General features: G+C 67.9%; 26 protein-coding genes and 1 tRNA gene. 23 read left to right on the top strand and 4 right to left on the bottom strand.

Annotated features, from left to right (window positions below; genetic code table 11):
* The first annotated feature begins 227 nt into the window (after positions 1-227).
* The 6 genes from QRN63_RS26705 to recN are packed head-to-tail and all read left to right on the top strand — an operon-like array spanning position 228 to position 5,754.
* A complete protein-coding gene (locus tag QRN63_RS26705; RefSeq protein ID WP_285033901.1) occupies positions 228-1,061 on the top strand; it encodes a tetratricopeptide repeat protein in 834 nt (277 codons plus the stop codon).
* A gap of 1 nt (position 1,062) precedes the next feature.
* Entirely contained in the window at positions 1,063-2,082 is a 1,020-nt protein-coding gene (locus QRN63_RS26700; RefSeq protein WP_285033899.1) for an HAD-IIA family hydrolase, read from the top strand.
* 8 nt (positions 2,083-2,090) lie between these two features.
* Entirely contained in the window at positions 2,091-2,261 is a 171-nt protein-coding gene (locus QRN63_RS26695; RefSeq protein WP_090562517.1) for a hypothetical protein, read from the top strand.
* A 6-nt stretch (positions 2,262-2,267) separates the two neighbouring features.
* Positions 2,268-3,077 (top strand): TlyA family RNA methyltransferase, encoded by an 810-nt coding sequence (locus QRN63_RS26690; RefSeq protein WP_267317794.1) that lies wholly within the window; start codon positions 2,268-2,270, stop codon positions 3,075-3,077.
* On the top strand, positions 3,074-3,997 hold the full coding sequence (locus tag QRN63_RS26685; protein ID WP_267317793.1) for an NAD kinase: 924 nt from the start codon (positions 3,074-3,076) through the stop codon (positions 3,995-3,997). The genes QRN63_RS26690 and QRN63_RS26685 overlap by 4 nt, the downstream gene beginning before the upstream one ends.
* Positions 3,997-5,754, top strand: a complete 1,758-nt coding sequence (recN, locus tag QRN63_RS26680) for a DNA repair protein RecN (protein ID WP_285033909.1) — start codon at positions 3,997-3,999, stop codon at positions 5,752-5,754. The genes QRN63_RS26685 and recN overlap by 1 nt, the downstream gene beginning before the upstream one ends.
* Before the next feature lie 4 nt (positions 5,755-5,758).
* Here the strand turns inward: recN and QRN63_RS26675 are convergent, their stop codons facing one another.
* The gene (locus QRN63_RS26675; protein ID WP_285033896.1) at positions 5,759-6,637 is read right to left on the bottom strand and encodes a pyridoxamine 5'-phosphate oxidase family protein; all 879 of its coding nucleotides are present in this window, start codon (positions 6,635-6,637) and stop codon (positions 5,759-5,761) included.
* An 8-nt stretch (positions 6,638-6,645) separates the two neighbouring features.
* On the bottom strand, positions 6,646-7,107 hold the full coding sequence (locus QRN63_RS26670) for a VOC family protein (RefSeq protein ID WP_267317791.1): 462 nt from the start codon (positions 7,105-7,107) through the stop codon (positions 6,646-6,648).
* 139 nt (positions 7,108-7,246) lie between these two features.
* Here QRN63_RS26670 and QRN63_RS26665 point away from each other — a divergent pair, with 139 nt between their 5' ends.
* The 7 genes from QRN63_RS26665 to QRN63_RS26635 all read left to right on the top strand — a co-directional run bounded on the left by QRN63_RS26665 (position 7,247) and on the right by QRN63_RS26635 (position 13,892).
* The gene (locus QRN63_RS26665) at positions 7,247-7,768 is read left to right on the top strand and encodes a CGNR zinc finger domain-containing protein (RefSeq protein WP_285033894.1); all 522 of its coding nucleotides are present in this window, start codon (positions 7,247-7,249) and stop codon (positions 7,766-7,768) included.
* Between the two features lie 100 nt (positions 7,769-7,868).
* The gene (gene steA / locus QRN63_RS26660; protein ID WP_020100023.1) at positions 7,869-9,053 is read left to right on the top strand and encodes a putative cytokinetic ring protein SteA; all 1,185 of its coding nucleotides are present in this window, start codon (positions 7,869-7,871) and stop codon (positions 9,051-9,053) included.
* Positions 9,054-9,061: 8 nt separating this feature from the next.
* Positions 9,062-10,003, top strand: a complete 942-nt coding sequence (locus tag QRN63_RS26655) for a copper transporter (RefSeq protein ID WP_285033892.1) — start codon at positions 9,062-9,064, stop codon at positions 10,001-10,003.
* Positions 10,004-10,146: 143 nt separating this feature from the next.
* Positions 10,147-11,913 (top strand): CTP synthase, encoded by a 1,767-nt coding sequence (gene pyrG / locus QRN63_RS26650; protein WP_267317788.1) that lies wholly within the window; start codon positions 10,147-10,149, stop codon positions 11,911-11,913.
* Entirely contained in the window at positions 11,906-12,520 is a 615-nt protein-coding gene (locus QRN63_RS26645) for an NUDIX domain-containing protein (RefSeq protein WP_285033890.1), read from the top strand. Before pyrG ends, QRN63_RS26645 begins: the two co-directional genes overlap by 8 nt.
* 5 nt (positions 12,521-12,525) lie before the next feature.
* Positions 12,526-13,497, top strand: a complete 972-nt coding sequence (gene xerD, locus QRN63_RS26640) for a site-specific tyrosine recombinase XerD (RefSeq protein ID WP_267317786.1) — start codon at positions 12,526-12,528, stop codon at positions 13,495-13,497.
* 32 nt (positions 13,498-13,529) lie between these two features.
* The gene (locus QRN63_RS26635; protein ID WP_267317785.1) at positions 13,530-13,892 is read left to right on the top strand and encodes a DUF1622 domain-containing protein; all 363 of its coding nucleotides are present in this window, start codon (positions 13,530-13,532) and stop codon (positions 13,890-13,892) included.
* Here the strand turns inward: QRN63_RS26635 and QRN63_RS26630 are convergent.
* Positions 13,880-14,614: an O-methyltransferase gene (locus QRN63_RS26630; protein WP_285033888.1), complete on the bottom strand. Its 735-nt coding sequence runs from the start codon at positions 14,612-14,614 to the stop codon at positions 13,880-13,882. The two genes, QRN63_RS26635 and QRN63_RS26630, sit on opposite strands and share 13 nt — an antisense overlap.
* 102 nt (positions 14,615-14,716) lie before the next feature.
* Here QRN63_RS26630 and QRN63_RS26625 point away from each other — a divergent pair, with 102 nt between their 5' ends.
* From QRN63_RS26625 to QRN63_RS26595, 7 genes are all read left to right on the top strand, one after another.
* Positions 14,717-15,655, top strand: coding sequence for a ParA family protein (locus QRN63_RS26625; RefSeq protein WP_285033887.1), 939 nt, complete (start codon positions 14,717-14,719; stop codon positions 15,653-15,655).
* A gap of 29 nt (positions 15,656-15,684) precedes the next feature.
* Positions 15,685-16,527: a segregation/condensation protein A gene (locus QRN63_RS26620; RefSeq protein WP_285033908.1), complete on the top strand. Its 843-nt coding sequence runs from the start codon at positions 15,685-15,687 to the stop codon at positions 16,525-16,527.
* Positions 16,524-17,327, top strand: coding sequence for an SMC-Scp complex subunit ScpB (gene scpB, locus QRN63_RS26615; RefSeq protein WP_285033885.1), 804 nt, complete (start codon positions 16,524-16,526; stop codon positions 17,325-17,327). Before QRN63_RS26620 ends, scpB begins: the two co-directional genes overlap by 4 nt.
* A 1-nt stretch (position 17,328) precedes the next feature.
* Complete coding sequence (locus tag QRN63_RS26610) at positions 17,329-18,072, top strand: pseudouridine synthase (protein ID WP_267317781.1); 744 nt, start codon at positions 17,329-17,331, stop codon at positions 18,070-18,072.
* Positions 18,069-18,752, top strand: coding sequence for a (d)CMP kinase (gene cmk, locus QRN63_RS26605; protein WP_285033883.1), 684 nt, complete (start codon positions 18,069-18,071; stop codon positions 18,750-18,752). The genes QRN63_RS26610 and cmk overlap by 4 nt, the downstream gene beginning before the upstream one ends.
* Positions 18,749-20,155, top strand: a complete 1,407-nt coding sequence (gene der, locus QRN63_RS26600; RefSeq protein WP_285033882.1) for a ribosome biogenesis GTPase Der — start codon at positions 18,749-18,751, stop codon at positions 20,153-20,155. Before cmk ends, der begins: the two co-directional genes overlap by 4 nt.
* Before the next feature lie 88 nt (positions 20,156-20,243).
* A tRNA-Pro gene (locus tag QRN63_RS26595) sits at positions 20,244-20,317 on the top strand.
* 128 nt (positions 20,318-20,445) lie between these two features.
* Here QRN63_RS26595 and QRN63_RS26590 read toward each other — a convergent pair.
* Positions 20,446-21,648, bottom strand: coding sequence for a tyrosine-type recombinase/integrase (locus tag QRN63_RS26590; protein WP_285033881.1), 1,203 nt, complete (start codon positions 21,646-21,648; stop codon positions 20,446-20,448).
* A gap of 194 nt (positions 21,649-21,842) precedes the next feature.
* Between QRN63_RS26590 and QRN63_RS26585 the strand changes: the two genes are divergently transcribed.
* The 3 genes from QRN63_RS26585 to QRN63_RS26575 are packed head-to-tail and all read left to right on the top strand — an operon-like array spanning position 21,843 to position 22,666.
* Positions 21,843-22,040: a helix-turn-helix domain-containing protein gene (locus QRN63_RS26585; protein WP_285033880.1), complete on the top strand. Its 198-nt coding sequence runs from the start codon at positions 21,843-21,845 to the stop codon at positions 22,038-22,040.
* A 46-nt stretch (positions 22,041-22,086) separates the two neighbouring features.
* Entirely contained in the window at positions 22,087-22,305 is a 219-nt protein-coding gene (locus tag QRN63_RS26580) for a hypothetical protein (RefSeq protein ID WP_285033878.1), read from the top strand.
* Position 22,306: 1 nt separating this feature from the next.
* Complete coding sequence (locus tag QRN63_RS26575) at positions 22,307-22,666, top strand: hypothetical protein (RefSeq protein ID WP_285033877.1); 360 nt, start codon at positions 22,307-22,309, stop codon at positions 22,664-22,666.
* Positions 22,667-23,236: the final 570 nt, after the last annotated feature.

Here is a 23,236-nt window from a genome sequence, read left to right as displayed (position 1 = left end):
CCGATGATACTGCCCTGCACGGGCGGAAAAGTAGGACACCGCCGAACACAAATTAGGAATCACCCCCCACATTTATGTGGGGGGTGATTCTATTTGAGGAATTCCGATTTCTCGGCGCGGTAAGAAGACCCGGGCAGTCAGCCGATTGGCTCGGTGTCGGCCCTCGGATGGCTGGTTTTGCAGCTGAGGGCCGTATTCTGACCTGAGATTTCGTAGGAAAGGTTCCAGTGGTCGACAACAGGCAGGGCGGCGATCGTCGCCCCTCGCGCAGAGACGACGGCGACGCACGGCGGGGGCAGCGGCCCCAGCGTGACCGCACGCAGGCACCGAGACGCCCCGGCTCTGATCGGAACGGCCGGCCGCCGCAGTCTCGTGACGCCGCGGCGGCGTCGGATCGCCCGGTTGGCCCCCGGCTGCCCGACGACGTCGAAGCCAAGCAGCTTTCGCCCGAGGTGCGTCGTGAACTGACGACCCTCGACAAGGCGACCGCGGACTATGTGGCGAAGCACCTCGTCATGGCCGGCGATCTGCTGGAAGAAGATCCAGAAGCCGCGCTCGAGCATGCCCGTGCCGCGCGGAACCGGGCGTCGCGCATCGCGGCGATCCGGGAGGCCGTCGGCATCGCGGCGTACCACTGCGGTGACTGGGCGCAAGCTCTCTCGGAGCTGCGTGCCGCGCGACGGATGGGGAGCAAGTCTCCGCTGCTGGCCCTCATCGCCGACTGCGAGCGGGGTGTCGGCCGGCCGGAGCGTGCCATCGAGTTGGGGCGTAGTCCCGAAGCCGAGCAGCTCACTGGTGATGACGCCGACGAACTGAAGATCGTGCTCGCCGGTGCGCGGTGCGATCTGGGCCAGCCGGCGCAGGCGTTGGCACTGCTGTCGAACCCGCCGCTGGATTCCACCCGCACGGGCCAGACCGCGGCTCGCCTGTTCTACGTATATGCCGAGACGCTGTTGGCGCTCGACCGTACGAACGACGCACTTCAGTGGTTCCTGCATGCTGCGGCCGCGGACCTGGAAGGCGTCACGGACGCCGAGGACCGCGTCGCCGAATTGGGCTGACGTGACGACGCTGGCTCAGCTGCACGACTGTCTGCTCCTGGATCTCGACGGCACGGTCTTCCGTGGTCATGAGGCGACCGAAGGTGCCGTCGACGCCCTTGCTGCGGTCACATCGCGCAAGCTCTACGTGACCAACAATGCGTCGCGGACCCCGGCCGAGGTCGCGGATCACCTCGATGCGCTCGGTTTCTGTGCGCATGCCGATGATGTGGTGACCAGCGCTCAGAGTGCGGCGCACCTATTGGCACTGCAACTGCCCGCGGGCGCCAAGGTTCTGGTCATCGGTACGGAGGCACTGGCTGCCGAGGTCGCCAATGTCGGTCTGCAGCCCGTGCGGCAGTTCGCCGACGGCCCGGTCGCCGTGGTCCAGGGACATTCGCCGCAGACCGGTTGGGCCGACCTCGCCGAAGCGGCGCTGACCATCCGGGCCGGTGGCCTGTGGGTGGCGGCGAACAGCGACAAGACGCTGCCGTCGGAGCGGGGACTGCTGCCGGGGAACGGCTCGATGGTCGCCGCTCTCCAGACGGCCACTGAACAGGTGCCACAGGTCGCCGGTAAGCCGCAGCCGACCTTGATGAACGACGCCCTGGCGCGCGGCCGGTACGAAGCTCCGCTGGTCGTCGGGGATCGGCTCGATACCGATATCGCGGGGGCGAACGCCGCCGGCCTGCCGAGCCTGATGGTGCTGACCGGGGTGAACAGCGCAGCCGACATGGTGCATGCCGTCCCCGGCGAGCGTCCTGACTACCTGGCGCCCGACCTGCGCTCGTTGGCCACGCCGTCGGACGCGTTGCGTGTCGGCCCGCACCCCGGCTGGCGGGTGGAGATGTCGGAAAACGATGTGACCGTGCACGCCACGGGTGATGTCGTCGGCGACGACCTGTCGGTGGTCCGCGCGACGGCGGCTGCGGTGTGGGCCGGTACCACCGATGGCAGGGTGCGGATCGCAGCCGGCGACGACACGGCACGTTCGGCATTGGATCGGTGGTCGCTGCTCGGCGACACCGATCCGCTAGCGTGAACATCGTTATGAGTACCGACCCCGACCAGATCCGCGAAGACATCGCGGTCCTGTTGTCCCACCTCCCGGATTTGTCCGGTGAAGGCGACGAGACGCCGGACCTCGAGGCTGTCGCGGCGGGTTTGGACCACGCCCACAATCTGCTGGTCCGGGCCCTGGAATCGGTCGAGAAGGGGTGATCGCACGTGACGCGACGCGCACGTGTTGATGCCGAACTCGTCCGGCGGGGGCTCGCCCGGTCCCGTCAACAGGCTGCCGAACTGATCGAGGCCGGCCGCGTGACGATCGACGGCATGCGGGCGTCGAAAGCATCGACGGCGGTCACGCCCGCGGCCAATCTCCTGGTTGCCGAATCCGCCGAGCGCAGCTGGGTGTCCCGTGGCGCGCACAAGCTGATCGGTGCCCTCGATGCGTTCGGCGTCTCACCCCAGGGGCGGCGTTGCCTGGACGCCGGCGCGTCCACCGGCGGATTCACCGAAGTGCTTCTGGACCGCGGCGCGCGGGAGATCGTCGCGGCCGACGTCGGCTATGGGCAGTTGGCCTGGTCGCTGCGGTCCGACGATCGCGTCATCGTGATGGAGCGGACGAACGTGCGGGAGCTGACGGCCGAGGCCATCGGCGGTCCGGTCGACCTGGTGGTGGCCGATCTGTCGTTCATCTCGCTGGCCACCGTCCTACCGGCACTGACCGCGTGTGCGTCGGCCCAAGCCGATATTGTTCCCATGGTGAAGCCGCAGTTCGAGGTGGGCAAGGATCGAGTCGGAGCCGGTGGTGTGGTTTCCGACCCGGAATTGCGCGCCGACGCGGTGTTGACCGTCGCGCGGCGCGCCGCCGAACTCGGGTGGCACGCGGTCGACGTCACGGCCAGCCCATTGCCCGGCCCGTCCGGCAACGTCGAATACTTCCTGCGCCTGCGGGCCACCACCGACCAACCGCTGGAGGGCGATGCCCTCGTCGCAGCCGTCGGCCGCGCAGTAGCCGAGGGGCCGCAGTGACGCTCGAACGAACTGTCCTGCTGGTGATCCACACCGGCCGCGACGAAGCCACCGAAACCGCGACCCGAGTGGAAAAAGTGCTGGGCGACAACGGAATCGGTCTGCGAGTGCTCGCAGCCGAGGCCGTCGACCGGGGCGCTTTGCATCTCTCGCCGGACCACATGCGCGCGATGGGTGTCGACATCACGGTCGTCGACCCGGACAGCCACGCGGCCGAGGGCTGTGAACTGGTCCTGGTGCTCGGCGGTGACGGCACCTTCCTGCGGGCCGCCGAACTCGCCCGCAATGCCGAGATCCCCGTCGTCGGGGTCAACCTCGGACACATCGGGTTCCTGGCGGAAGCCGAGGCCGAGGCCATTGACCACGTGCTCGAGCGCATCATCGACAAGGACTACCGGGTCGAAGAGCGGATGACGCTGGACATCGGGGTGCGCGTCGACGGCGAGGTCGTGCAGCGCGGCTGGGCGCTCAACGAAGCCAGCTTGGAGAAGAGCAGCCGGTTCGGTGTGCTGAATGTGGTGCTGGAGGTCGACGGCCGTCCGGTGTCGGCGTTCGGCTGCGACGGTGTGCTGGTTTCGGCCCCCACCGGCTCGACGGCGTATGCCTTCTCGGCGGGCGGCCCGATCCTGTGGCCGGACCTGGAAGCAATCCTGGTGGTACCCAACAACGCTCACGCCCTGTTCGCCCGTCCCATGGTCACCAGCCCCGACGCATCGATCGCGATCGAGGTCGAGGCAGGCAACAATGACGCCATGGTGTTCTGCGACGGCCGTCGCCAGATGGTGGTCCCGGCCGGCGGCCGGCTGGAGGTCACCCGCTGCGATGTCTCGCTGAAATGGGTTCGTCTCGACAGCGCCCCGTTCTCTGACCGTTTGGTGCGCAAGTTCCGGTTGCCGGTGAAAGGGTGGCGCGGCCAGTAATGCTGACCGAGATTCGCATCGAGGCGCTGGGCGCCATCAGTGCGGCCACTGCCGAATTCGGTCGTGGTCTGACTGTGCTGACCGGGGAGACCGGAACCGGTAAGACCATGGTGGTCACGAGCCTGCATCTGCTGGGCGGCGCGCGCGCCGACCCCAGCCGGGTACGTTCGGGTTCGGCCCGCGCGGTCGTCGAAGGCCGGTTCACCACAACCGAACTCGGTGACGGCGTATCCGATCGCGTCGACGAGATTCTCGAGGCTTCGGGTGCAGACCGCGACGACGATGGCAGCGTCATCGCCGCGCGGTCGGTGAGCAAGGACGGTCCGTCGCGCGCGTACCTGGGCGGGCGCAGTGTGCCGGCGAAATCACTGGCGACGTTCACCACGGAACTGCTGGCGCTGCACGGACAGAACGATCAGTTGCGCCTGATGCGCCCCGACGAGCAGCGCGGCGCGCTGGACCGCTACGTCGACGTGACGGGACTGCTGGCCAAGTACCGCAAACTGCGGGACGAATGGCTCAGCGCCCGAAGGGATTTGATCGACCGGCGGAACCGCGCACGGGATCTCGCGTTGGAGGCCGACCGGCTGCAGTTCGGTCTGGGGGAGATCGATGCGGTCGCGCCGGAGGCCGGCGAGGATGACGCGTTGGTGGCCGATATCCGCCGGCTGTCGGAGCTGGACGCCCTGCGGGATGCGGCGCAGACCGCCCGGGCCGCGCTGTCCGGGGAACTCGGCGACGGCCCGTCGGACGACGCCGCCTCGGCGCTCGACGCCGCGGCGCAGGCCAAGTCGGTGTTGTCGGCCACGGACGACGCCGTGCTGCGCGCCCTCGGTGACCGGCTGAGCGAGGCGCTGGCGGTGCTCGGCGACGTGTCCGGTGAACTGGGGGACTACCTTTCCGAGTTGCCCAGCGACGCAAGCACTTTGGAAACGAAGCTGGCCCGGCAGGCCGAGCTGCGCAACCTCACCCGCAAGTACGCCGCGGACATCGACGGGGTGCTGCAGTGGGCTGCCGACGCCCGCCAGCGGCTGTCGCAGCTCGACGTCTCGGAAGAGGCCTTGGCCGAGCTGCAGAAGCAGGTCGACGAACGGCACGACAAGGTGGCCCTGGCTGCTGCCGAGATCACGAAGGCCCGCACCAAGGCGTCGAAGTCCCTGGCGAAGGCGGTGACCGCTGAGCTCGCCGGACTGGCGATGGGCGGCGCCGGATTCAGCATCACGGTGTCGCCACTGGAGGCACGCGCCGACGACAGTGCACCGCTGACCTTGCCGGACGGCACCAAGGTGCACGCCGGCCACGACGGCGTCGACGCCGTCGAATTCGGTTTCACGCCGCACAGCGGCTCGGACGTGCTGCCGCTGGCCAAGAGCGCATCGGGCGGTGAATTGTCGCGCGTGATGCTGGCGCTCGAAGTGGTGCTGTCGGCGTCCGCCGAGGGCACCACCATGGTGTTCGACGAGGTCGACGCCGGTGTCGGTGGCCGCGCCGCGGTGCAGATCGGCAAGCGGCTGGCCCGGCTCGCCCGTACGCACCAGGTGATCGTCGTGACGCACCTACCGCAGGTCGCGGCCTACGGCGACGTGCACCTGGTGGTGGAGAGCGGCCCGAAGTCGAGCCGCGTCGTCCGCCTCGAGGACGACGACCGGGTCGCCGAGTTGGCCCGCATGCTGGCCGGTCTCGGCGACACCGACAGTGGTCGCGCACATGCCCGCGAGCTGTTGGAGGCGGCGCAGCAGGAGCACGCCGCGCCCTGACGGTTCAGGCCGGGTTGGCGGGCGAGAGCTCTGCCTGCCCCCACCGCAGCGGACTGACGTCGGTCAGCTCGATGACCTCGTCCACGGTGAATTCGACGGCACATTGGGGACCCTCGTCCCAGATGATCTCGGCGGTGCCCGTCAGCTGCAGGGTGGTGCCGGTCTGCCAGTCCGGGATCAGCAGCCCACAGCGTGGGTTGGCGTTGATGTTGCCCAGCGTCATGAACATCGAGTTGCCGCGGTAGTCCGGCCACCGCAGCCGGTTCGGCGAAAGCACCTGCAGGAAGCCAGGATTACCGCCGCGGTGCGACGCGTCGGCGTTGCCGTCCGGATCGGCCGACCCGACGAAGAAGGTGTCGGTGCGGGCAACGATCTGCTGCAAGCGCTCATTGAGCACGTCGGCGTGTCGGACGGCCGGACGATGCGTCACCTCGGCGACACCGTCGATGTGCCGCCGCGAGATGTACTTCGGGCAGTTCGAGTACACCTGGTCGGGATGAATCCGCAGGCCGTCCCCGGTCGGTTGGGCCGTCCCGTTCACGCGCATGCGGCGGCGGGTCTGCGGTTCGATCGCGATCACGCCCACCTGTTGGTCCGGACGGCGGAGGACCTCGTGGAGCGGATCGCCCGGAACCGGCAGGGCGTCGACCGCGATGGACTGGTCGCTGTCGGCGTGCACGAACCCGGCAGGGCCGCTGACCAGACTGGCCCACACCCGGCCCGCGTCGTCTGTCGCGGCGAGCACGACCATGGGCTGCTCGGTCAGGAAGGCCGCCGCGGCGGCCGGAATCTCCGTACGGATCATCCGGCCGACGCGGACAGCGATCTCCGCCTGGCCCATGCGGCGTTGCACTTCCAGCTCACCGGCGTGGTAGGCGTTCATGACGCGGCTCAGAAGAATCCGCAGGTGGGGGCGGCGCCGGTCGGTGCCGGTGCGGTCTCGGCACCGTTGGGGGCGTAGATCTCCAGCCGGATGCCGTCGGGGTCGGTGAAGAAGATGCCGCCGGAGGCCGCGCCCTCGCCGTGTGCCACCACGCCGTCGTGGGCGAACGTCACGCCCAGCTCTTTGAGCGCAGCCTCCACGGTCTGAACCTGCTCGATGGTGTCGACCTGGAAGGACAGGTGGTGCAGGCCCGGGCTTCGGGTGGAGAACGCGCCGTCGCTCTGCTGCCACAAGGTCAGCCGCAGGGTGCCTTCGGAACCCAGGAAGGCGAACCGGTGGTCCCCCTCGTCGCTGATGCCCAGCTGTTCGAAACCCAGAGCGCGCCGGTAGAAGTCGACGGATCGCGACAGGTCGGTGACGTTGAGCCCGACGTGGCCGGGGGCGAGCTTGGGCGTGATGGCGGTGGTCATCGGTTCCTCCGTTGTAACTGTTTATCTGACATTTGAAGGTTAGAATCGGAGCCGCAACGTGTCAACCACCAAAATTGAAATAGGCGGTTAGTGACCTGTCGGGAGGCTGTCGATGCAGGAGAGGCGGTTAACCTCAGCTATGCGTGATCCGCGCCCGCACGTCGGTGAACCTCTCGCGCTGGATCTGCTGAACACCCGGTGGATGTCGGCGGACGGGCTGCAGGATCTGCTGGCCGACGTGGCCGGACTCCGATGTTGGCTCGTGGCCAACGATCTCGACGAGCGCTGCGCCGCAGACGAGAAAACCCGCGCGGCGCTGGTGCGCGCACGCGAGGCAATAGTGCAGGTGGTCACCGGCGGCCCGGCGGACGAGCTGAACGCCGTCCTGGACCGTGGCCGCATCCGGCGGACCCTTGCCGACTCCGGGCCGCGCGACGATGCGGACGTACCGCGATCCGAATGGCTGCCCGGGTGGCTGGCCGCCGACAATCTGCTGGTACTGCTGGCCGGTCCGGTCGGCCGGATCAAGCAGTGTGCGCACGAGCACTGCGTGCTCTGGTTCTACGACACGTCGAAGAACGGCACCCGGCGCTGGCACTCGATGACCACGTGCGGCAACCGCGCCAAGGCCGCTCGGCACTATGCGGCGAAGCGAGATTGAGATCAAACGGCTGTTACGGATGTGACAAAAGAAAACTTCTGAGGCTGTTGTTACGGCGCGCCTCCACCTCTACTTGAGGGTTCATCGACAGAATCGACGCATGAAGATGGCAGCGCTGCTCACCCGAAATGCCGGACCGAAGCCGGGCGTGACTGGAACCGCCCGCGTTGACCGTGACATCGACCGACTGCTGCGCCGCGTCGGTCCGGGGGACATCGTCATCCTCGATGCACTCGACCTCGACCGCATCACCGCCGACGCGCTGGTGGAGGCCGAGGTCGCCGCCGTCGTGAACGCATCGTCGTCGATCTCCGGCCGCTACCCGAACCTGGGGCCGGAAGTACTTGTCGCCAACGGGGTTACGTTGATCGACGAGACCGGGCCCGAGGTCTTCAAGAAGGTCAAGGACGGCGCCAAGGTGCGGCTGCACAACGGCGGCATCTACAACGGCGACCGCCGTCTGGTCCTCGGCAACGAGCGCAACGACGAGCAGATCCACGAGATGATGCACGAGGCCAAGAGTGGCCTCGTCGCGCACCTGGAGGCGTTCGCAGGCAACACCATCGAGTTCATCCGCAGTGAGAGCCCGCTGCTGATCGACGGCATGGGCATCCCCGACATCGACGTCGACGTGAACCGCCGGCACGTAGTCGTGGTGACCGACGACCCCAGCGCAGAGGGCGACCTCAAGGCCATCAAGCCGTTCATCAAGGAGTATCAGCCGGTGCTCGTCGGTGTCGGCGCCGGCGCGGATACGCTGCGCAAGGCCGGCTACCGGCCCGCGCTGATCGTTGGCGATCCCGAGGAGATGAGCGCCGACGTGCTGCGGTCGGGCGCCCAGGTGGTGCTGCCGGCCGACGCCGACGGTCACGCCAAAGGCCTTGAGCGCATTCAGGATCTGGGTGTCGGCGCCATGACCTTCCCGGCCGCCGGCTCGGCCGCCGACCTGGCGCTGCTGCTCGTCGACCACCACGGCGCCGCGCTGATCGTCACCGCCGGCCACCGCGCCAACATCGAAGAATTCTTCGACCGCACGCGGCAGTCCAGCACCCCGTCGACGTTCCTGACCCGCCTGAAGGTGGGGGAGAAGCTGGTCGACGCGAAAGCCGTTGCAACCCTGTACCGCAGCCGGGTCTCCGGCGGCGCCATCGCGCTGCTGGTGCTGGCGATGCTGGTGGCCGTCATCGTCGCGTTGTACGTCGCGCGCGCCGACGCCACCGTGCTGCACCTGGTGACCGACTACTGGAACCGCTTCCTGCTGTGGGCCCAGGGTCTGGTGAGCTAGCTCCGGCGATGATCTCCCTACGCTCGCATGCGATCTCACTGGCCGCGGTTTTCCTCGCGCTGGCCATCGGGGTGATGCTCGGCTCCGGTCTGTTGTCCAACACGCTGCTGTCCGGGCTGCGTGACGACAAACACGAGTTGCAGAATCAGATCAACAGCCTCACCGATGAGAAGAACGCACTGAACCAGAAACTCAGTGCGGCAGGCGAGTTCGACGCCCAGATGTCACCGCGCATGGTGCGCGACGCGCTGGCGGGGAAATCGGTCGTGGTGTTCCGCACCCCCGACGCCGCCACCGACGACGTCGACGCAGCCGCGAAACTGATTGCGGCCGCGGGCGGTTCGGTGACCGGGACCATCGCTCTCACCCAGCAATTCGTGGACGCCAACGCCTCGGAAAAGCTGCTGTCGGTGGTGAACTCACCGATCGTGCCGGCCGGACGTCAGCTCAGCACCCGGACCGTCGACCAGGGTTCACAGGCCGGTGACCTGCTGGGCATCACGCTGCTGCGGGACCGCAACCCGGCAGTCCTGCCCGTCGACGACATGCAGCGCGACACCGTGCTCGCGACGCTGCGCGACACCGGGTTCATCACCTACGGCACGCAGCGCATCGGTGTCGCCGACAGCGCGCTGATCGTCACCGGCGGCGCCCTGGGCGATGACGCCGGCAACCGCGGGGCCACGGTGGCCCGCCTGGCCTCGGGTCTGGCGCCGCACGGCGCGGGCACGTTGGTGGCGGGCCGGGATGGCTGCGCATCCGGCACGGCCGCTGTCGCCGTGGTGCGGTCCGACGCCGGGCTCTCGGGCGCGGTCGGCACCGTCGACGACATCAACAGTCAGGCCGGCCGGATCACCGCCGTCCTCGCGCTACAGCAACTCATCGCCGGCGGTCACCCGGCGCAGCTCGGTATCGGTCGCGGTGCCAGCTCGGTGACCGTCCTGCAGTAACCCGAGTCCGAGCGAGCCGTGGCGACCGTCACCGGCGCGTCAGTCCCAGCTCGGGCCGGTCGGTGATAGGGTGAAATTCCGTGGGTCGGCAGGCCCCCAGGTAGCTAGACCGCTACCGTGCCCCATCACCACGGAGGTCATTCTTGGCATCGCTACGCAGGCACCCACAGGCCGCGACAAAGCACATTTTTGTCAGCGGCGGGGTCGCTTCCTCGCTCGGTAAGGGTCTGACCGCCAGCAGCCTTGGCCAATTGCTCACCGCGCGTGGCCTGCACGTGACGATGCAGAAGCTGGACCCGTACCTCAACGTCGATCCCGGCACCATGAACCCGTTCCAGCACGGCGAGGTGTTCGTCACCGAGGACGGTGCCGAGACCGACCTGGACATCGGCCACTACGAGCGCTTCCTGGACCGCAACCTGTCGCGGTCGGCGAACGTCACCACCGGCCAGGTGTACTCCGAGGTCATCGCCAAGGAGCGCCGTGGCGACTACCTCGGCGACACCGTCCAGGTGATCCCGCACATCACCGACGAGATCAAGAGCCGCATCCTCGAGATGGCGCTGCCCGATGCCAAGGGCAAGCGCCCCGACGTGGTCATCACCGAAATCGGTGGCACGGTAGGCGATATCGAGTCGCAGCCGTTCCTGGAGGCGGCCCGCCAGGTCCGCCACGACGTCGGCCGGGAGAACGTCTTCTTCCTGCACGTGTCGCTGGTGCCGTACCTGGCGCCGTCGGGCGAGCTGAAGACCAAGCCCACCCAGCACTCGGTGGCCGCGCTGCGGAGCATCGGTATCACGCCGGACGCGCTGATCCTGCGCTGTGACCGCGATGTGCCGGAGCCGCTGAAGAACAAGATCGCGCTGATGTGCGACGTCGACATCGACGGCGTCATCTCGACGCCCGACGCCCCGTCGATCTACGACATCCCCAAGGTGCTGCACCGCGAGGAGCTCGACGCCTACGTGGTGCGCCGGCTCAACCTGCCGTTCCGGGACGTGGACTGGTCGGAGTGGGACGACCTGTTGCGCCGGGTGCACGAGCCCAAGGAGACGGTGCGAATCGCCTTGGTGGGCAAGTACATCGACCTGTCCGACGCGTACCTGTCGGTGGCCGAGGCGCTGCGTGCCGGCGGGTTCGCCCACCACTCCAAGGTCGAGATCCGGTGGGTCGCCTCGGATGACTGCGAGACCGATCAGGGCGCGGCCGCCGTGCTCGGCGACGTGCACGGCGTGCTGATCCCGGGTGGCTTCGGCATCCGCGGTATCGAGGGCAAGCTCGGTGCCATCAGCTATGCCCGCCGTCAGCGGCTGCCGCTGCTGGGTCTGTGCCTCGGGTTGCAGTGCATCGTCATCGAGGCCGCCCGGTCCGTCGGCATCAGCGGCGCCAACTCGGCGGAGTTCGACGAGCACACGCCCGACCCGGTGATCGCCACCATGGCCGACCAGCTCGACGCGGTGGCCGGCGAGGCCGACCTCGGCGGCACCATGCGCCTCGGCGCGTATCCGGCCGTGCTGCAGGCGGATTCGATCGTGGCCAAGGCGTACGACGCGACCGAGGTGTCCGAGCGCCACCGGCATCGCTACGAGGTCAACAACGCCTACCGCGACCGCATCTCCGAGAGTGGGCTGAAGTTCTCCGGCACCTCGCCGGACGGTCAGCTGGTCGAGTTCGTCGAGTACGACGCCGACCTGCACCCGTTCCTGGTCGGCACGCAGGCGCACCCGGAGCTCAAGAGCCGCCCGACGCGTCCGCACCCGCTGTTCGCGTCGTTCATCGGGGCGGCGCTGGACTACAAGGCTGCCGAACGGTTGCCGCTGGAGGAGATCGACTCCGAGGTCCACGCCGCCGGATCGCATGCGGAGGGTTCGGACGAGGATGCCGAGCAGCTGCAAGAATCCCGTGGCTGACCACGATTTCGCCACGCTTTCGAGCGAAACCGTCTATGTAGGAAAGATTTTCGCGCTGCGAGCCGACGAGGTCGCGATGCCCGGCGGTGGCTCGGCGCGCCGTGAGGTGGTCGAGCACTACGGGGCGGTCGCGGTCGTCGCGCTCGATGAGGACGACAACCTGGTACTGGTGTACCAGTACCGGCACCCGATCGGGCGGCGGCTGTGGGAGCTGCCCGCCGGGCTGCTGGACATGGGTGACGAACCCCCGCACGTCACCGCGGCGCGCGAACTCGAAGAGGAAACCGGCCTGGCCGCCGAACATTGGCAGGTGCTGATCGACGTCGACTCGGCGCCCGGATTCAGCGACGAGAGCGTGCGGATCTTCCTGGCCACCGGGCTGACCGAGATCGGCCGGCCGCATGCGCACGACGAAGAAGCCGACCTGGTGGTCAAACGGGTGCCGCTGGCCGCTGCCGTGCAGATGGTGTTCGCCGGCGAGATCGTCAATGCCCTTGCGGTGGCCGGGATTCTCGCTGCCGCTCATCGGCCGGCCGAGCTGCGGCCGCTCGACGCACCCTGGGTCGACCGCCCGAATGCCTTGCGCACCCGGCGGGAACAGGGCTGACGGCGGTGGCGGCGTCGACGGCTTCGGCCTCAACGGGGGTCCGGTCGCGGCTCGAGCAGCAGGTGCAGGGCTACCTGAACCACCTCAGCATCGAACGGGGAGTCGCCGCGAACACGCTGAGTTCCTACCGGCGTGACATCAAGCGGTACACCGCCCATCTGGCCGGCCGCGGCATCGACGACTTGGGCGCCGTCACCGAGACCGACGTCAGTGAGTTCCTCGTCGCGCTGCGTCAGGGCGATCCGGACAACGGCATCGTCGCGTTGTCGTCGGTCTCGGCCGCGCGGGCCGTTATCGCGGTGCGCGGGCTGCACAAGTTCGCGGCCGCCGAAGGGCTCGCCGACATCGACGTCGCGCGCGGCGTGAAGCCACCGACGCCGGGCCGGCGGCTGCCCAAGAGCCTCAGCTACGACGACGTCATCGCGCTGCTGGACGGCGCGGGCGGCGACAGCGATGCCGACAACCCGCTGACCCTGCGCAACCGCGCGCTGCTGGAACTGCTGTATTCGACCGGAGCGCGCATCTCCGAGGCGGTCGGCCTCGATCGCGACGACGTCGACACCGAGTCCCGGTCGGTGATGCTGCACGGCAAGGGCGGCAAGCAGCGACTGGTGCCCATCGGCCGGCCCGCCGTCACGGCGCTGGATGCCTACCTGGTGCGGGGCCGGCCCGAGCTGGCGCGCCGCGGCAAGGGCACACCCGCCATCTTCCTCAACGCGCGCGGCGGCCGGTTGTCGCGGCAGAGTGCGTGGCAGGTGCTGCAGGATTCCGCCGAGCGGGCCGGCATCACGGCCGCTGTCTCACCGCACACGCTGCGCCACTCGTTCGCCACGCACCTGCTCGAAGGCGGCGCCGACGTGCGCGTCGTGCAGGAACTGCTGGGCCACGCATCGGTCACCACCACGCAGATCTACACCCTGGTGACCGTCAGCGCGCTGCGCGAAGTGTGGGCCGGGGCGCACCCGCGCGCCAGGTGAGGATGGCGATCGGCCGGAGCTAGCATCCGGTCATGGCGTTCTACGACATCATCGAGACGACCGGCAAGGTCATCGACGCCGTCGGTGTCGCGGTGATCGTGGGCGGTGCGGTGATCGCCCTGGCCGCGACGATCGGCCGGATCCGCGGCGAGGGCGGCGCCTACGACGCGTTCCGGCGGCAGCTCGGCCGCTCGATCCTGCTCGGACTCGAATTTCTCGTCGCGGCCGACATCATCCGCACGGTGGCCGTCACGCCGACCGCACAGAGCGTCGCGGTGCTGGCCGGCATCGTCGCGATCCGGACCTTCCTCAGCTTCTCACTGCAGGTCGAGATGACCGGCTCGTGGCCGTGGCAGCGCCCGCTCAAGCCGGCGGGCGACGCTCAGCCCAAGTAGTCGGACTCGAGCACCAGGTCAGGCAGCGTCTTCTGGTATTCGACGTGCGTGGGGTGCTCCACGGTGTGCCACTGCTTGCCCTCCTGGTCCCGCATGTATGCGCGGTAGGCCGGCGCGCCGGGCACCTTGACGTTGTCGGCGACGACGACAGCGCCCCGGCGCAGCCATCCCCGCGCCAGGATCGACTCCAGATCCTTGAGATAGGCGGCCTTGTCGTGGTCGATGAACACGAAATCGAGGTTTCCCGGCCCGAATCCATGGCCGGCGAGGCGGTCGAGCGTGGCGCCGCCGTCGCCGATGGTGCCGACGACACAGGTGATCCGGTCCGCGACGCCGGCGTGGGTCCAGATGCGGCGGGCGATGTCCGCGTTGTCCGCCGACAGCTCGACGGTGAACACGTGCGCGTCCGGCGCGGTGCGCGCCATCAGCAATGCGCTGTAGCCGCAGTAGGTGCCCAGCTCGAGGATGCGCGACGGGTTGGCCCGGGTGAGCGCCGACTCGAGGAGTTGGCCCTTTTCGTCGCCGACATTGACCAGCATCGACTGTTCGCGGGCGAACGTGTCGATGGTCGCGAGGACGTGATCGACGTCGCCGCGGCGGGCGTTGGCTTCCACGTAGGCCGCGGCGGCGGCCTCGCGGCCGTCACCCCACTGCCCGGTCTGGACGAACTTTCTCATCCCCAGCGCCATCCGGACGAAGGACCACTGCCGCTTCCAGCTCATGGCAGTCACATTAGGACAGCGGGTCTGCCGTCGTCAGCGGCGTGGCACCGTTAAACTTGCCCGGATGTTCGCTATGGGAGTCACGCCGCTGATCGGCGACGCATGACCGATGTCCCAACAGGCGTGGGGGGCCTGAGCCCGGTGGAGCCGGTTTCGTTGCCGCTCGACGTCGATGGCTCGGCCGCGACCGCAGATCCGGAACCCGCGATCGGCCTGACCGGCCGTCCCTCGCGACACATCCCCGAGCCGAAACCCAAGAGCGTGCACGGCCCGGCCAAGGTCATCGCGATGTGCAACCAGAAGGGCGGCGTCGGCAAGACCACGTCGACCATCAATCTGGGCGCCAGCCTGGCCGAATACGGCCGCCGCGTGCTGCTGGTGGACCTCGATCCGCAGGGCGCGTTGTCCGCCGGTCTCGGCGTCCCGCACTACGAGCTCGAGCACACCGTGCACAACCTGCTCATCGAACCGCGGGTGTCGATCGACGACGTCCTGATCAACACCCGGGTCAAGGGCCTGGACCTGGTGCCCAGCAACATCGACCTGTCGGCCGCCGAGATTCAGCTGGTCAACGAGGTCGGCCGCGAGCAGACCCTGTCCCGCGCGCTGTATCCCGTGCTGGACCGGTACGACTATGTGCTGATCGACTGCCAGCCGTCGCTCGGACTGCTCACGGTGAACGGGCTCGCCTGCGCCGACGGCGTCATCATCCCGACCGAATGCGAGTTCTTCTCGCTGCGTGGCCTCGCGTTGCTGACCGACACCGTCGACAAGGTCCGCGACCGGCTGAACCCCAAGCTCGACATCAGCGGCATCCTGATCACCCGGTACGACAACCGCACCGTCAACGCGCGCGAGGTCATGGCCCGGGTCGTGGAGCGCTTCGGCGACCTGGTGTTCGACACCGTCATCAGCCGCACCGTGCGCTTCCCGGAGACCAGCGTCGCCGGTGAACCGATCACCACGTGGGCCCCGAAATCCGGTGGCGCCCAGGCATACCGGGCGTTGGCGTGCGAGGTCATCGACCGGTTCGGCGCGTGATTGCCGCGGCCGACGTCGCTGGCGGTGACGTGGCCGGCGATACGGCGCCGGAGGATTCGGCGACCGCGCAGCCGGAGGAGAAGAAGGTCGGCTTCCAGGTCCGCCTCACCAACTTCGAGGGCCCGTTCGACCTGCTGCTGCAGCTCATCTTCGCGCACCGGCTCGACGTCACCGAAGTGGCGTTGCACCGGGTCACCGACGAGTTCATCGCCTACACCAAGGAGATCGGCAGTCAGCTCGAGCTGGACGAGACGACGGCGTTCCTGGTGGTCGCGGCCACCCTCCTGGATCTGAAGGCCGCGAGGCTGCTGCCCGCCGCCGAGGTCCACGACGAGGAGGATCTGGCACTGCTCGAAGTGCGCGACCTGCTGTTCGCGCGGCTGCTGCAGTACCGGGCGTTCAAGCACGTCGCGCTGATGTTCGCCGAGCTCGAAGCCGCGGCGATGCGCAGCTACCCGCGGGCCGTCACCCTGGAGGACCGGTTCACCGAGCTGCTGCCGGAGGTGATGCTCGGCGTCGACGCCGATCGGTTCGCACAGATCGCGGCGGCCGCATTCACGCCGCGTCCGGTGCCGTCGCTGCGCGTCGACCACCTGCACGTGCAGGCGGTGTCGGTGCCCGAGCAGGCGATGAAACTGATGGGCCTGCTGGAGAATCGCGGCATCGGGGAGTGGGCCTCGTTCACCGAGCTGGTCGCCGATTGCGACGGCGGCATGGAGATCGTCGGGCGGTTCCTGGCGCTATTAGAGCTCTACCGTGCCAAGGCGGTAAACTTCGAGCAGATTGAACCGCTTGGAGTGCTGCAAGTTTCGTGGACCGGTGAGCGGCCGACGAACGAGCATCTGGCAGCGGCGGTGGAAGAAGACCAATGACGGACAACGACGCGGTGATTGCCGCGGATAGCAGCGTGGGCGAGGACGTCGAGCCTGACGCCGGTGTGACCGACGCGGCCACTGTCGCCGAAGGTGACGAACTCGACACCGAGGCTGACGACGCCGACGACGCGACTGCCGATGACAGCGACGAGATCAACACCGAGATCACCGATGACGAGCTGGGCTCGGCGCTGGAGGCGTTGCTTCTGGTGGTCGATACGCCCGCCCCGGTGGACTCGTTGGCCTCCGCGCTGGACGAGACGATCGAGCGCGTCGAGGACAAGCTGCGCCGGATGGCCGCCGAGCTGGCCGAGCGCGGCAGCGGCATCGACCTGCGCGAGGCCGGCGGCGGCTGGCGGATGTACACCCGCGCCCGGTACGCGCCCTACGTCGAGCGGCTGATTCTCGACGGCGCCCGGTCGAAGCTGACCCGGGCGGCGCTGGAGACGCTCGCGGTGGTGGCGTACCGGCAGCCGGTGACCCGCGCCCGCGTGAGCGCCGTGCGTGGCGTGAACGTCGACGCCGTGATGCGGACCCTCGCGGCGCGCGGCCTGATCATCGAAGCCGGCACCGACGCCGACAGTGGCGCAACGACTTTCGCCACGACGGAATTGTTCCTGGAGCGGCTCGGGTTGACCTCGCTGAGCGAGCTGCCGGAACTCGCCCCGCTGTTGCCGGATGTCGACGTGATCGACGACATCACCGAGACGCTCTCCGAGGAGCCGCGTTTCGCCAAACTAGGCGGAACCCCCACGCCGGCTGCGGAGCCGGCCAAATTCGATGTAGATCGGGACTGACATGGCCAACGAAGAAGGCGTGCGACTGCAGAAAGTGTTGTCGCAGGCGGGAATTGCCTCCCGTCGCGTCGCCGAGCGGATGATCCTGGACGGGCGAGTGGAGGTCGACGGCCAGATCGTCACCGAACTCGGCACCCGGGTTCACCCCGAGCGGCAGGTGGTCCGCGTGGACGGCAGTCGCGTGCTCGTCGACGAGGACCTGGTGTACCTCGCCCTGAACAAGCCAAAAGGCATGCACTCCACCATGTCTGACGACCAGGGCCGGCCCTGCATCGGCGATCTGGTCGAGCATCGCGTGCGCGGCAACAAGAAGCTCTTCCATGTCGGGCGGCTCGATGCCGACACCGAAGGCCTGATCCTGCTGACCAACGACGGCGAGCTGGCACACCGGCTGATGCACCCGCGGTACGAGGTGTCGAAGACCTACCTGGCGACCGTGGCGGGAACTGTGCCCCGTGGGTTGAGCAAGACGATGCGCGAGGGCGTGGAACTCGACGACGGTCCGGTCCATGTCGACGAATTCGCGGTGGTCGACATGGCCGCCGGCAAGTCGTTGGTGAAGATCGTGCTGCACGAGGGCCGCAATCGCATCGTGCGCCGGCTGATGGCCGCGGTGGGTTTCCCGGTCAAGGAACTGGTACGCACCCACATCGGCACGGTGGCGCTGGGGGAGCAGCGCGTCAACAGCCTGCGGGCGCTGACGCGCAAGGAAGTCGGCGAGCTGTACCAGGCGGTGGGCCTGTGAACGCCATCGTCATTGCGATCGACGGTCCGGCGGGTACCGGGAAGTCCTCGGTGTCAACGGGTTTGGCGCACGCACTCGGCGCCAATCACATCAACACCGGTGCGATGTACCGCATCGTGACGCTGGCGGTGCTGCGGGCCGGCATCGATCCGGCCGACGCCGATGCCGTCGTCTCGGTGTGTGAGAAGACAGAGTTCTCCGTCAGCTTCGACCCGGACCACGACACGTCGTACCTTGCGGGCGAGGACGTTTCGGATGAGATCCGTGGCGAAGCGGTGACGCTGGCGGTGTCCGCCGTGTCGGCGATCCCGGCCGTGCGGACGCTGCTGGTGCGGCGCCAGCGCGAGCTGATCGCTGAGGCCGGCGCGGTCGTCGTCGAGGGCCGCGACATCGGCACCGTCGTCAAGCCCGACGCCGATCTCAAGATTTTCCTGACCGCCTCGGCCGAGGAGCGCGCCCGCCGGCGCAATGCGCAGAACGTCGCAAACGGCTTGGGCGACAACTACGAAGCGGTGCTGGCCGATGTGCAGCGCCGTGACCATCTGGATACGACGCGCGCGGTCTCGCCGCTGCAGGCCGCCGATGATGCGATCGTCGTCGATTCCAGTGATATGACCCAGGCTGATGTGGTGGCACATCTGCTGGATCTCGTGCAGCAGAAGGTAGGTGTGCGTCAATGAGTGACGACGATGGTGTGTGGTTCGACGAGGGTGACTGGGAGGTCGGCTCGGAGGGCTTCGACACCGATCTCGAGGAGTACGCGGGACCGCCCCCGGTGGTGGCCGTGGTCGGCCGCCCGAATGTCGGCAAATCGACTCTGGTGAACCGCATCCTGGGCCGTCGCGAAGCGGTGGTGCAGGACATCCCCGGCGTGACCCGGGACCGCGTTTCGTACGACGCCCAGTGGGTCGGGCGCCGGTTCATGGTGCAGGACACCGGCGGCTGGGAACCCGACGCCAAGGGTCTGCAGATGCTGGTCGCCGAGCAGGCCACTGTCGCCATGCGTACCGCCGACGCCATCATCTTGGTGGTCGACGCAGTGGTCGGGGCGACCTCGGCCGATGAGGCCGCGGCCAAGCGGCTGCAGCGCTCCGGCAAGCCAGTGTTCCTGGCGGCCAACAAGGTTGACAACGAGAAGGTGGAATCCGAGGCCGCCGCGCTGTGGTCGCTGGGGCTGGGACAGCCGTACTCGATCAGCGCGATGCATGGGCGGGGCGTGGCCGACTTGCTGGACGCCGTGCTCGAAGTGCTGCCCACGGTGTCCGAATTGGGCGGCGGGACAGGTGGTCCGCGCCGCGTTGCGCTGGTCGGCAAGCCCAACGTCGGCAAGAGCTCGCTGCTGAACAAGCTGTCCGGTGATGAGCGGTCCGTTGTGCACGACGTCGCCGGCACCACCGTCGACCCGGTGGACTCGCTGATCGAATTGGACGGCAAGGTTTGGCGTTTCGTCGACACCGCCGGCCTGCGCCGCAAGGTCGGCCAGGCCAGTGGGCACGAGTTCTACGCCTCGGTGCGCACGCACGGCGCGATCGACGCCGCCGAGGTCGCGGTCATGCTGATCGACGCCTCCCAGCCGTTGACCGAGCAGGATCTACGGGTGCTGTCGATGGTGATCGAGGCCGGGCGTGCGCTCGTCATCGCGTTCAACAAGTGGGACCTGGTCGACGAAGACCGGCGGTACCTGCTGGACAAGGAGATCGAGCGCGAGCTGGTGCAGGTGCAGTGGGCGCCGCGCGTGAACATCTCGGCGAAAACCGGTCGGGCCGTGCAGAAGTTGGTGCCGGCGCTGGAAACCTCGCTGGCGTCCTGGGACGCCCGCATCCCGACCGGACGGCTCAACACCTTCCTCAAGGAGATCGTGGCCGCCACGCCGCCGCCGGTGCGCGGTGGCAAGCAGCCGCGCATCCTGTTCGCCACCCAGGCGGCCTCGCGGCCGCCGACCTTCGTGCTGTTTACCACGGGCTTCCTGGAGGCCGGCTACCGCCGGTTCCTGGAGCGCCGACTGCGTGAAGAGTTCGGCTTCGAGGGCAGCCCGATCAAGATCAATGTGCGGGTGCGGGAGAAGCGCGGGGCCAAGCGCTAGTCGCCGACGCGCGGCCGGACCCGTTTAGGGTCCGGCGGGAGGTCTGAGGTAGGCTTTCCAACCGTTGCCGGTTCGTCCGGCAGCGCCGCGGGCTGTGGCGCAGCTTGGTAGCGCACTTGACTGGGGGTCAAGTGGTCGCAGGTTCAAATCCTGTCAGCCCGACAGAAGAAGTAGCAGGTCAGAGGCGGTTTCGGAGAAATCCGGAGCCGCCTTTTTCATACCCTTCGGGGGTATGTACAGCAACCGGTACAGCAACCGGTACAGCAACCGGTACAGCAACCCGGCCAGAGTCACATGCCCAGGCTGGTGGCCAGCCCGTCGACCGCGGCGCGCGCCGTCTCATCGCTGGTATGGCCGTAGACGTCGCCAGTGATGGCGACTGATGAATGCCCGAGCAGGTCGGCCACTGCTTTGATGTGGACCCCAGCCTCCAACCACGCCACCGCCGCGCTATGTCGCAGGGTGTGCACGCCGATACCAGCGACACCGACGTCCTTGGCGGCTTCCTCAATCACCCGCAGCAGGTTGCGGGGGTCGACCGCCGTGCCGAGCTCGGTGGTGAACACAAGGCCGCTCGTGGACCACTGGTTGGCGGCGCGCAGCTGCTCGGCCGCCTGGGATGCCCGGTGCTTTCGCAGCAGCGTCACCATCGCGGGATTCAGCGGCACGGTGCGCCGTGACCGGTCGGTCTTGGGAGCCGTGATCAACAGGCCACGCTTGCCGACCCTGCCCAGCGTGCCCACCACCTTCAGCTTGGCTCCGTCCAGGTCGACGTCGGCCCACCGGAGGGCAAGGACCTCACCGCGGCGCAGACCCGTGTTGGCGATCAGCGCCAGTGCCGGGTAGTAGCGCGACTGTTCGGCAGCCTGGAGGACCGCCACCACCCTGCCGGTGTCGAGGTGCTGCGCTTCGCGCCGCTCCACTCCCGGCCGCTTGACAGCAGCGGCTGGGTTCTTGGCCAGCAGTCCGTCGCGCACCGCACCGTCCAGGCCGGCGCGCAGCACGGTGTAAATCTGCCGAACGGTGCTGTCGGCCAGGGCGCGAACAGGAGTCGGCTTGGGATCGGCCTCGGTGACCTTGCCCGGCTTGGTGCGGGACCGCAGTTCCAACACCAGGGCCTCGACGTCGGTCGGCCGCAATTTGTCGAGCCGCCGGTCACCGAACGGTGCGGGCTCAAGGTGCCGACGCGACAGGGTGGAGTACAGCTCGCGGGTGGATTCTTTCCTGTCGGATACAGCCAGTGTGGTAGCGCGCCAGCGGGCCATCCACGCACCGACCGTCACTGATGCGTCCTTGGGCGGTCCACCGGCATCCAACCGCTCGCGCACCTTGCCCAATTTCTCTCGCACTTCGGCGCGGGTACGGCCGTAGACAGTGTGCCGCCGTGTCCGGCCATCGCCGTCCTCGTAGGTGATGGCACCCCCATAACCGAGCGACTTGCCGTCGCGAGTCCGCTTGTAAATCGACCCTTCTCCATTGGCGTTTTTGGTCACGACGGTTCTCCTTCTGGTGTGAGTACGGCTGTGTCGATGAGGGGAAAATTGAGACGGTGAACAATGCTGCGACCTCGCGAAATCTTCTGCCGGTCGGCAACTCTCGCGTCCTGACGACCACTTGACACGTCCACACCGTACCTCTCTGGACGTAAACCTTTACCAGTACACGTAAACCGAAGTAAAGGGATGAAATGGGCAGTGACACAGAACTTCTCGTAACGGTCGAGGAAGCCCAGCGGCGACTAGGCGGCATTAGCAAACCAACCCTCTACAAGCGGATCGCCGCAGGTCAGATCGTCAAGGTGAACATCGGCCGCCGGGTCTTCGTCACGGTCGAATCGCTAACGGCATACGTTGACCTGCTCAAAGACGCCGGTGGAGCGGCGTGAGTCGAGCCAATAGCGTTGCGTCACAGCGGAACTCGGCGGTGACCGCTTGACCAACCAAACCAACACGGCGGTTCTGGACGAAGCCCTGAAACAGTGGCGGCGTCTGACGAAGGCCGAAATCCGTCTGCGGGAACGGATTCACCACCAACACAGCCTGATCATTGCCCAGCTGGAAACCCAAGAGGAACGCGTCGAGATGCGCGACCGCCTCGCCAAAGCTGACGCGCTGCTTGCGCAGTTGAAGACGCTGGTGGGTGAGGTGTGATGTGGCGTACTGGCAGATCAGCGAAAAGGAACGCGAGCAGCACGGAAAGCTCACCCCCGCCGCGCGACTGCTCTACTACGACGCGGGCGCGTGGGCAATGCAACAGGTGTACGACCGCCGCGGCGTCCTACCCGACCAGTGGTTCATCCCCGCGGCGCAGGTGCGTGCTTGGGGCAAGAAGAACGCTGCCACCCTGTTGGTGCGTGAGGGGTTGTGGGAACGTGCCGAGCGCGACGGACGCGCCGGCTACGTCTACGTGTCGCTGCTGGAGCAGAACACCCCCAGGCACTTGCGTGATCTGCGCGAGGACGACCGTGATGCCAAGCGCCGCAGACGGCTTGTCCATACGGACAAGGGGTAATCGGTTGTCCCAGTTCGGGACAGGGGTTGTCCCGAACTGGGACACGTTCACCACGGGTGACCTGCGTTTTGCCGACCGGTGTCCTACCGGACAAATCGCGTTGTCGGTATTACTCACCTTGGGCACGTCCCAAAACAGGACATACGCGCAGCTAGCGCACTCGCTGCGCTCGCTTGCCAACCCATCGTCGGAACCGCTCGCTGCGCTCGCGAACCCGCGATGGATCGAGCACGTCGTGCTGTCGGGCGCGCACCACCGACATCCATCGCAGCGGCGATTCACGGCGATGACCACCGCCATCGGCAACCAACCGAATCGACGGGCGCGGCCAACAACGCAAATCAGCGACCTCGTCCAGACCCAAGGGCGCGAAGCGTCCGCGGGCGCAGCCGTCACCTTGGCCGGGAACGGTACTAGCGCCAGAGGTTTGGCGACGTGCCTAGCAATTGCTACCGGGGTGCCAGGGTGATGCGGGGTCCGGTCGCCGATGCGTACCAGGGCGCGCTCGAGTCTGCGTGCGACTCGTGCGGGGCCGACGCCGGCCAGTACTGCACGACGCCCGACGGACGG

The organism is Mycolicibacterium sp. lyk4-40-TYG-92 (genome assembly GCF_030209435.1).
Taxonomy (GTDB): domain Bacteria; phylum Actinomycetota; class Actinomycetes; order Mycobacteriales; family Mycobacteriaceae; genus Mycobacterium.
The sequence above is the reverse complement of the archived record's forward strand: the minus strand, read 5'-3'. Positions and strand labels throughout refer to the sequence as shown.

What these genes read in the sequence shown, in the direction of transcription:
- QRN63_RS26695 (WP_090562517.1), top strand. Translation starts at nt 2,091, where the DNA reads ATGAGTACCGACCCCGACCAGATCCGCGAAGACATCGCGGTCCTGTTG.
- QRN63_RS26625 (WP_285033887.1), top strand. Translation starts at nt 14,717, where the DNA reads ATGACCGATGTCCCAACAGGCGTGGGGGGCCTGAGCCCGGTGGAGCCG.
- QRN63_RS26665 (WP_285033894.1), top strand. Translation starts at nt 7,247, where the DNA reads ATGCGTGATCCGCGCCCGCACGTCGGTGAACCTCTCGCGCTGGATCTG.
- QRN63_RS26655 (WP_285033892.1), top strand. Translation starts at nt 9,062, where the DNA reads ATGATCTCCCTACGCTCGCATGCGATCTCACTGGCCGCGGTTTTCCTC.
- QRN63_RS26635 (WP_267317785.1), top strand. Translation starts at nt 13,530, where the DNA reads ATGGCGTTCTACGACATCATCGAGACGACCGGCAAGGTCATCGACGCC.
- QRN63_RS26585 (WP_285033880.1), top strand. Translation starts at nt 21,843, where the DNA reads ATGGGCAGTGACACAGAACTTCTCGTAACGGTCGAGGAAGCCCAGCGG.
- der (WP_285033882.1), top strand. Translation starts at nt 18,749, where the DNA reads ATGAGTGACGACGATGGTGTGTGGTTCGACGAGGGTGACTGGGAGGTC.
- QRN63_RS26675 (WP_285033896.1), bottom strand. Translation starts at nt 6,637, where the DNA reads ATGAACGCCTACCACGCCGGTGAGCTGGAAGTGCAACGCCGCATGGGC.
- QRN63_RS26610 (WP_267317781.1), top strand. Translation starts at nt 17,329, where the DNA reads ATGGCCAACGAAGAAGGCGTGCGACTGCAGAAAGTGTTGTCGCAGGCG.
- steA (WP_020100023.1), top strand. Translation starts at nt 7,869, where the DNA reads ATGAAGATGGCAGCGCTGCTCACCCGAAATGCCGGACCGAAGCCGGGC.
- recN (WP_285033909.1), top strand. Translation starts at nt 3,997, where the DNA reads ATGCTGACCGAGATTCGCATCGAGGCGCTGGGCGCCATCAGTGCGGCC.
- QRN63_RS26630 (WP_285033888.1), bottom strand. Translation starts at nt 14,614, where the DNA reads ATGAGCTGGAAGCGGCAGTGGTCCTTCGTCCGGATGGCGCTGGGGATG.
- QRN63_RS26670 (WP_267317791.1), bottom strand. Translation starts at nt 7,107, where the DNA reads ATGACCACCGCCATCACGCCCAAGCTCGCCCCCGGCCACGTCGGGCTC.
- scpB (WP_285033885.1), top strand. Translation starts at nt 16,524, where the DNA reads ATGACGGACAACGACGCGGTGATTGCCGCGGATAGCAGCGTGGGCGAG.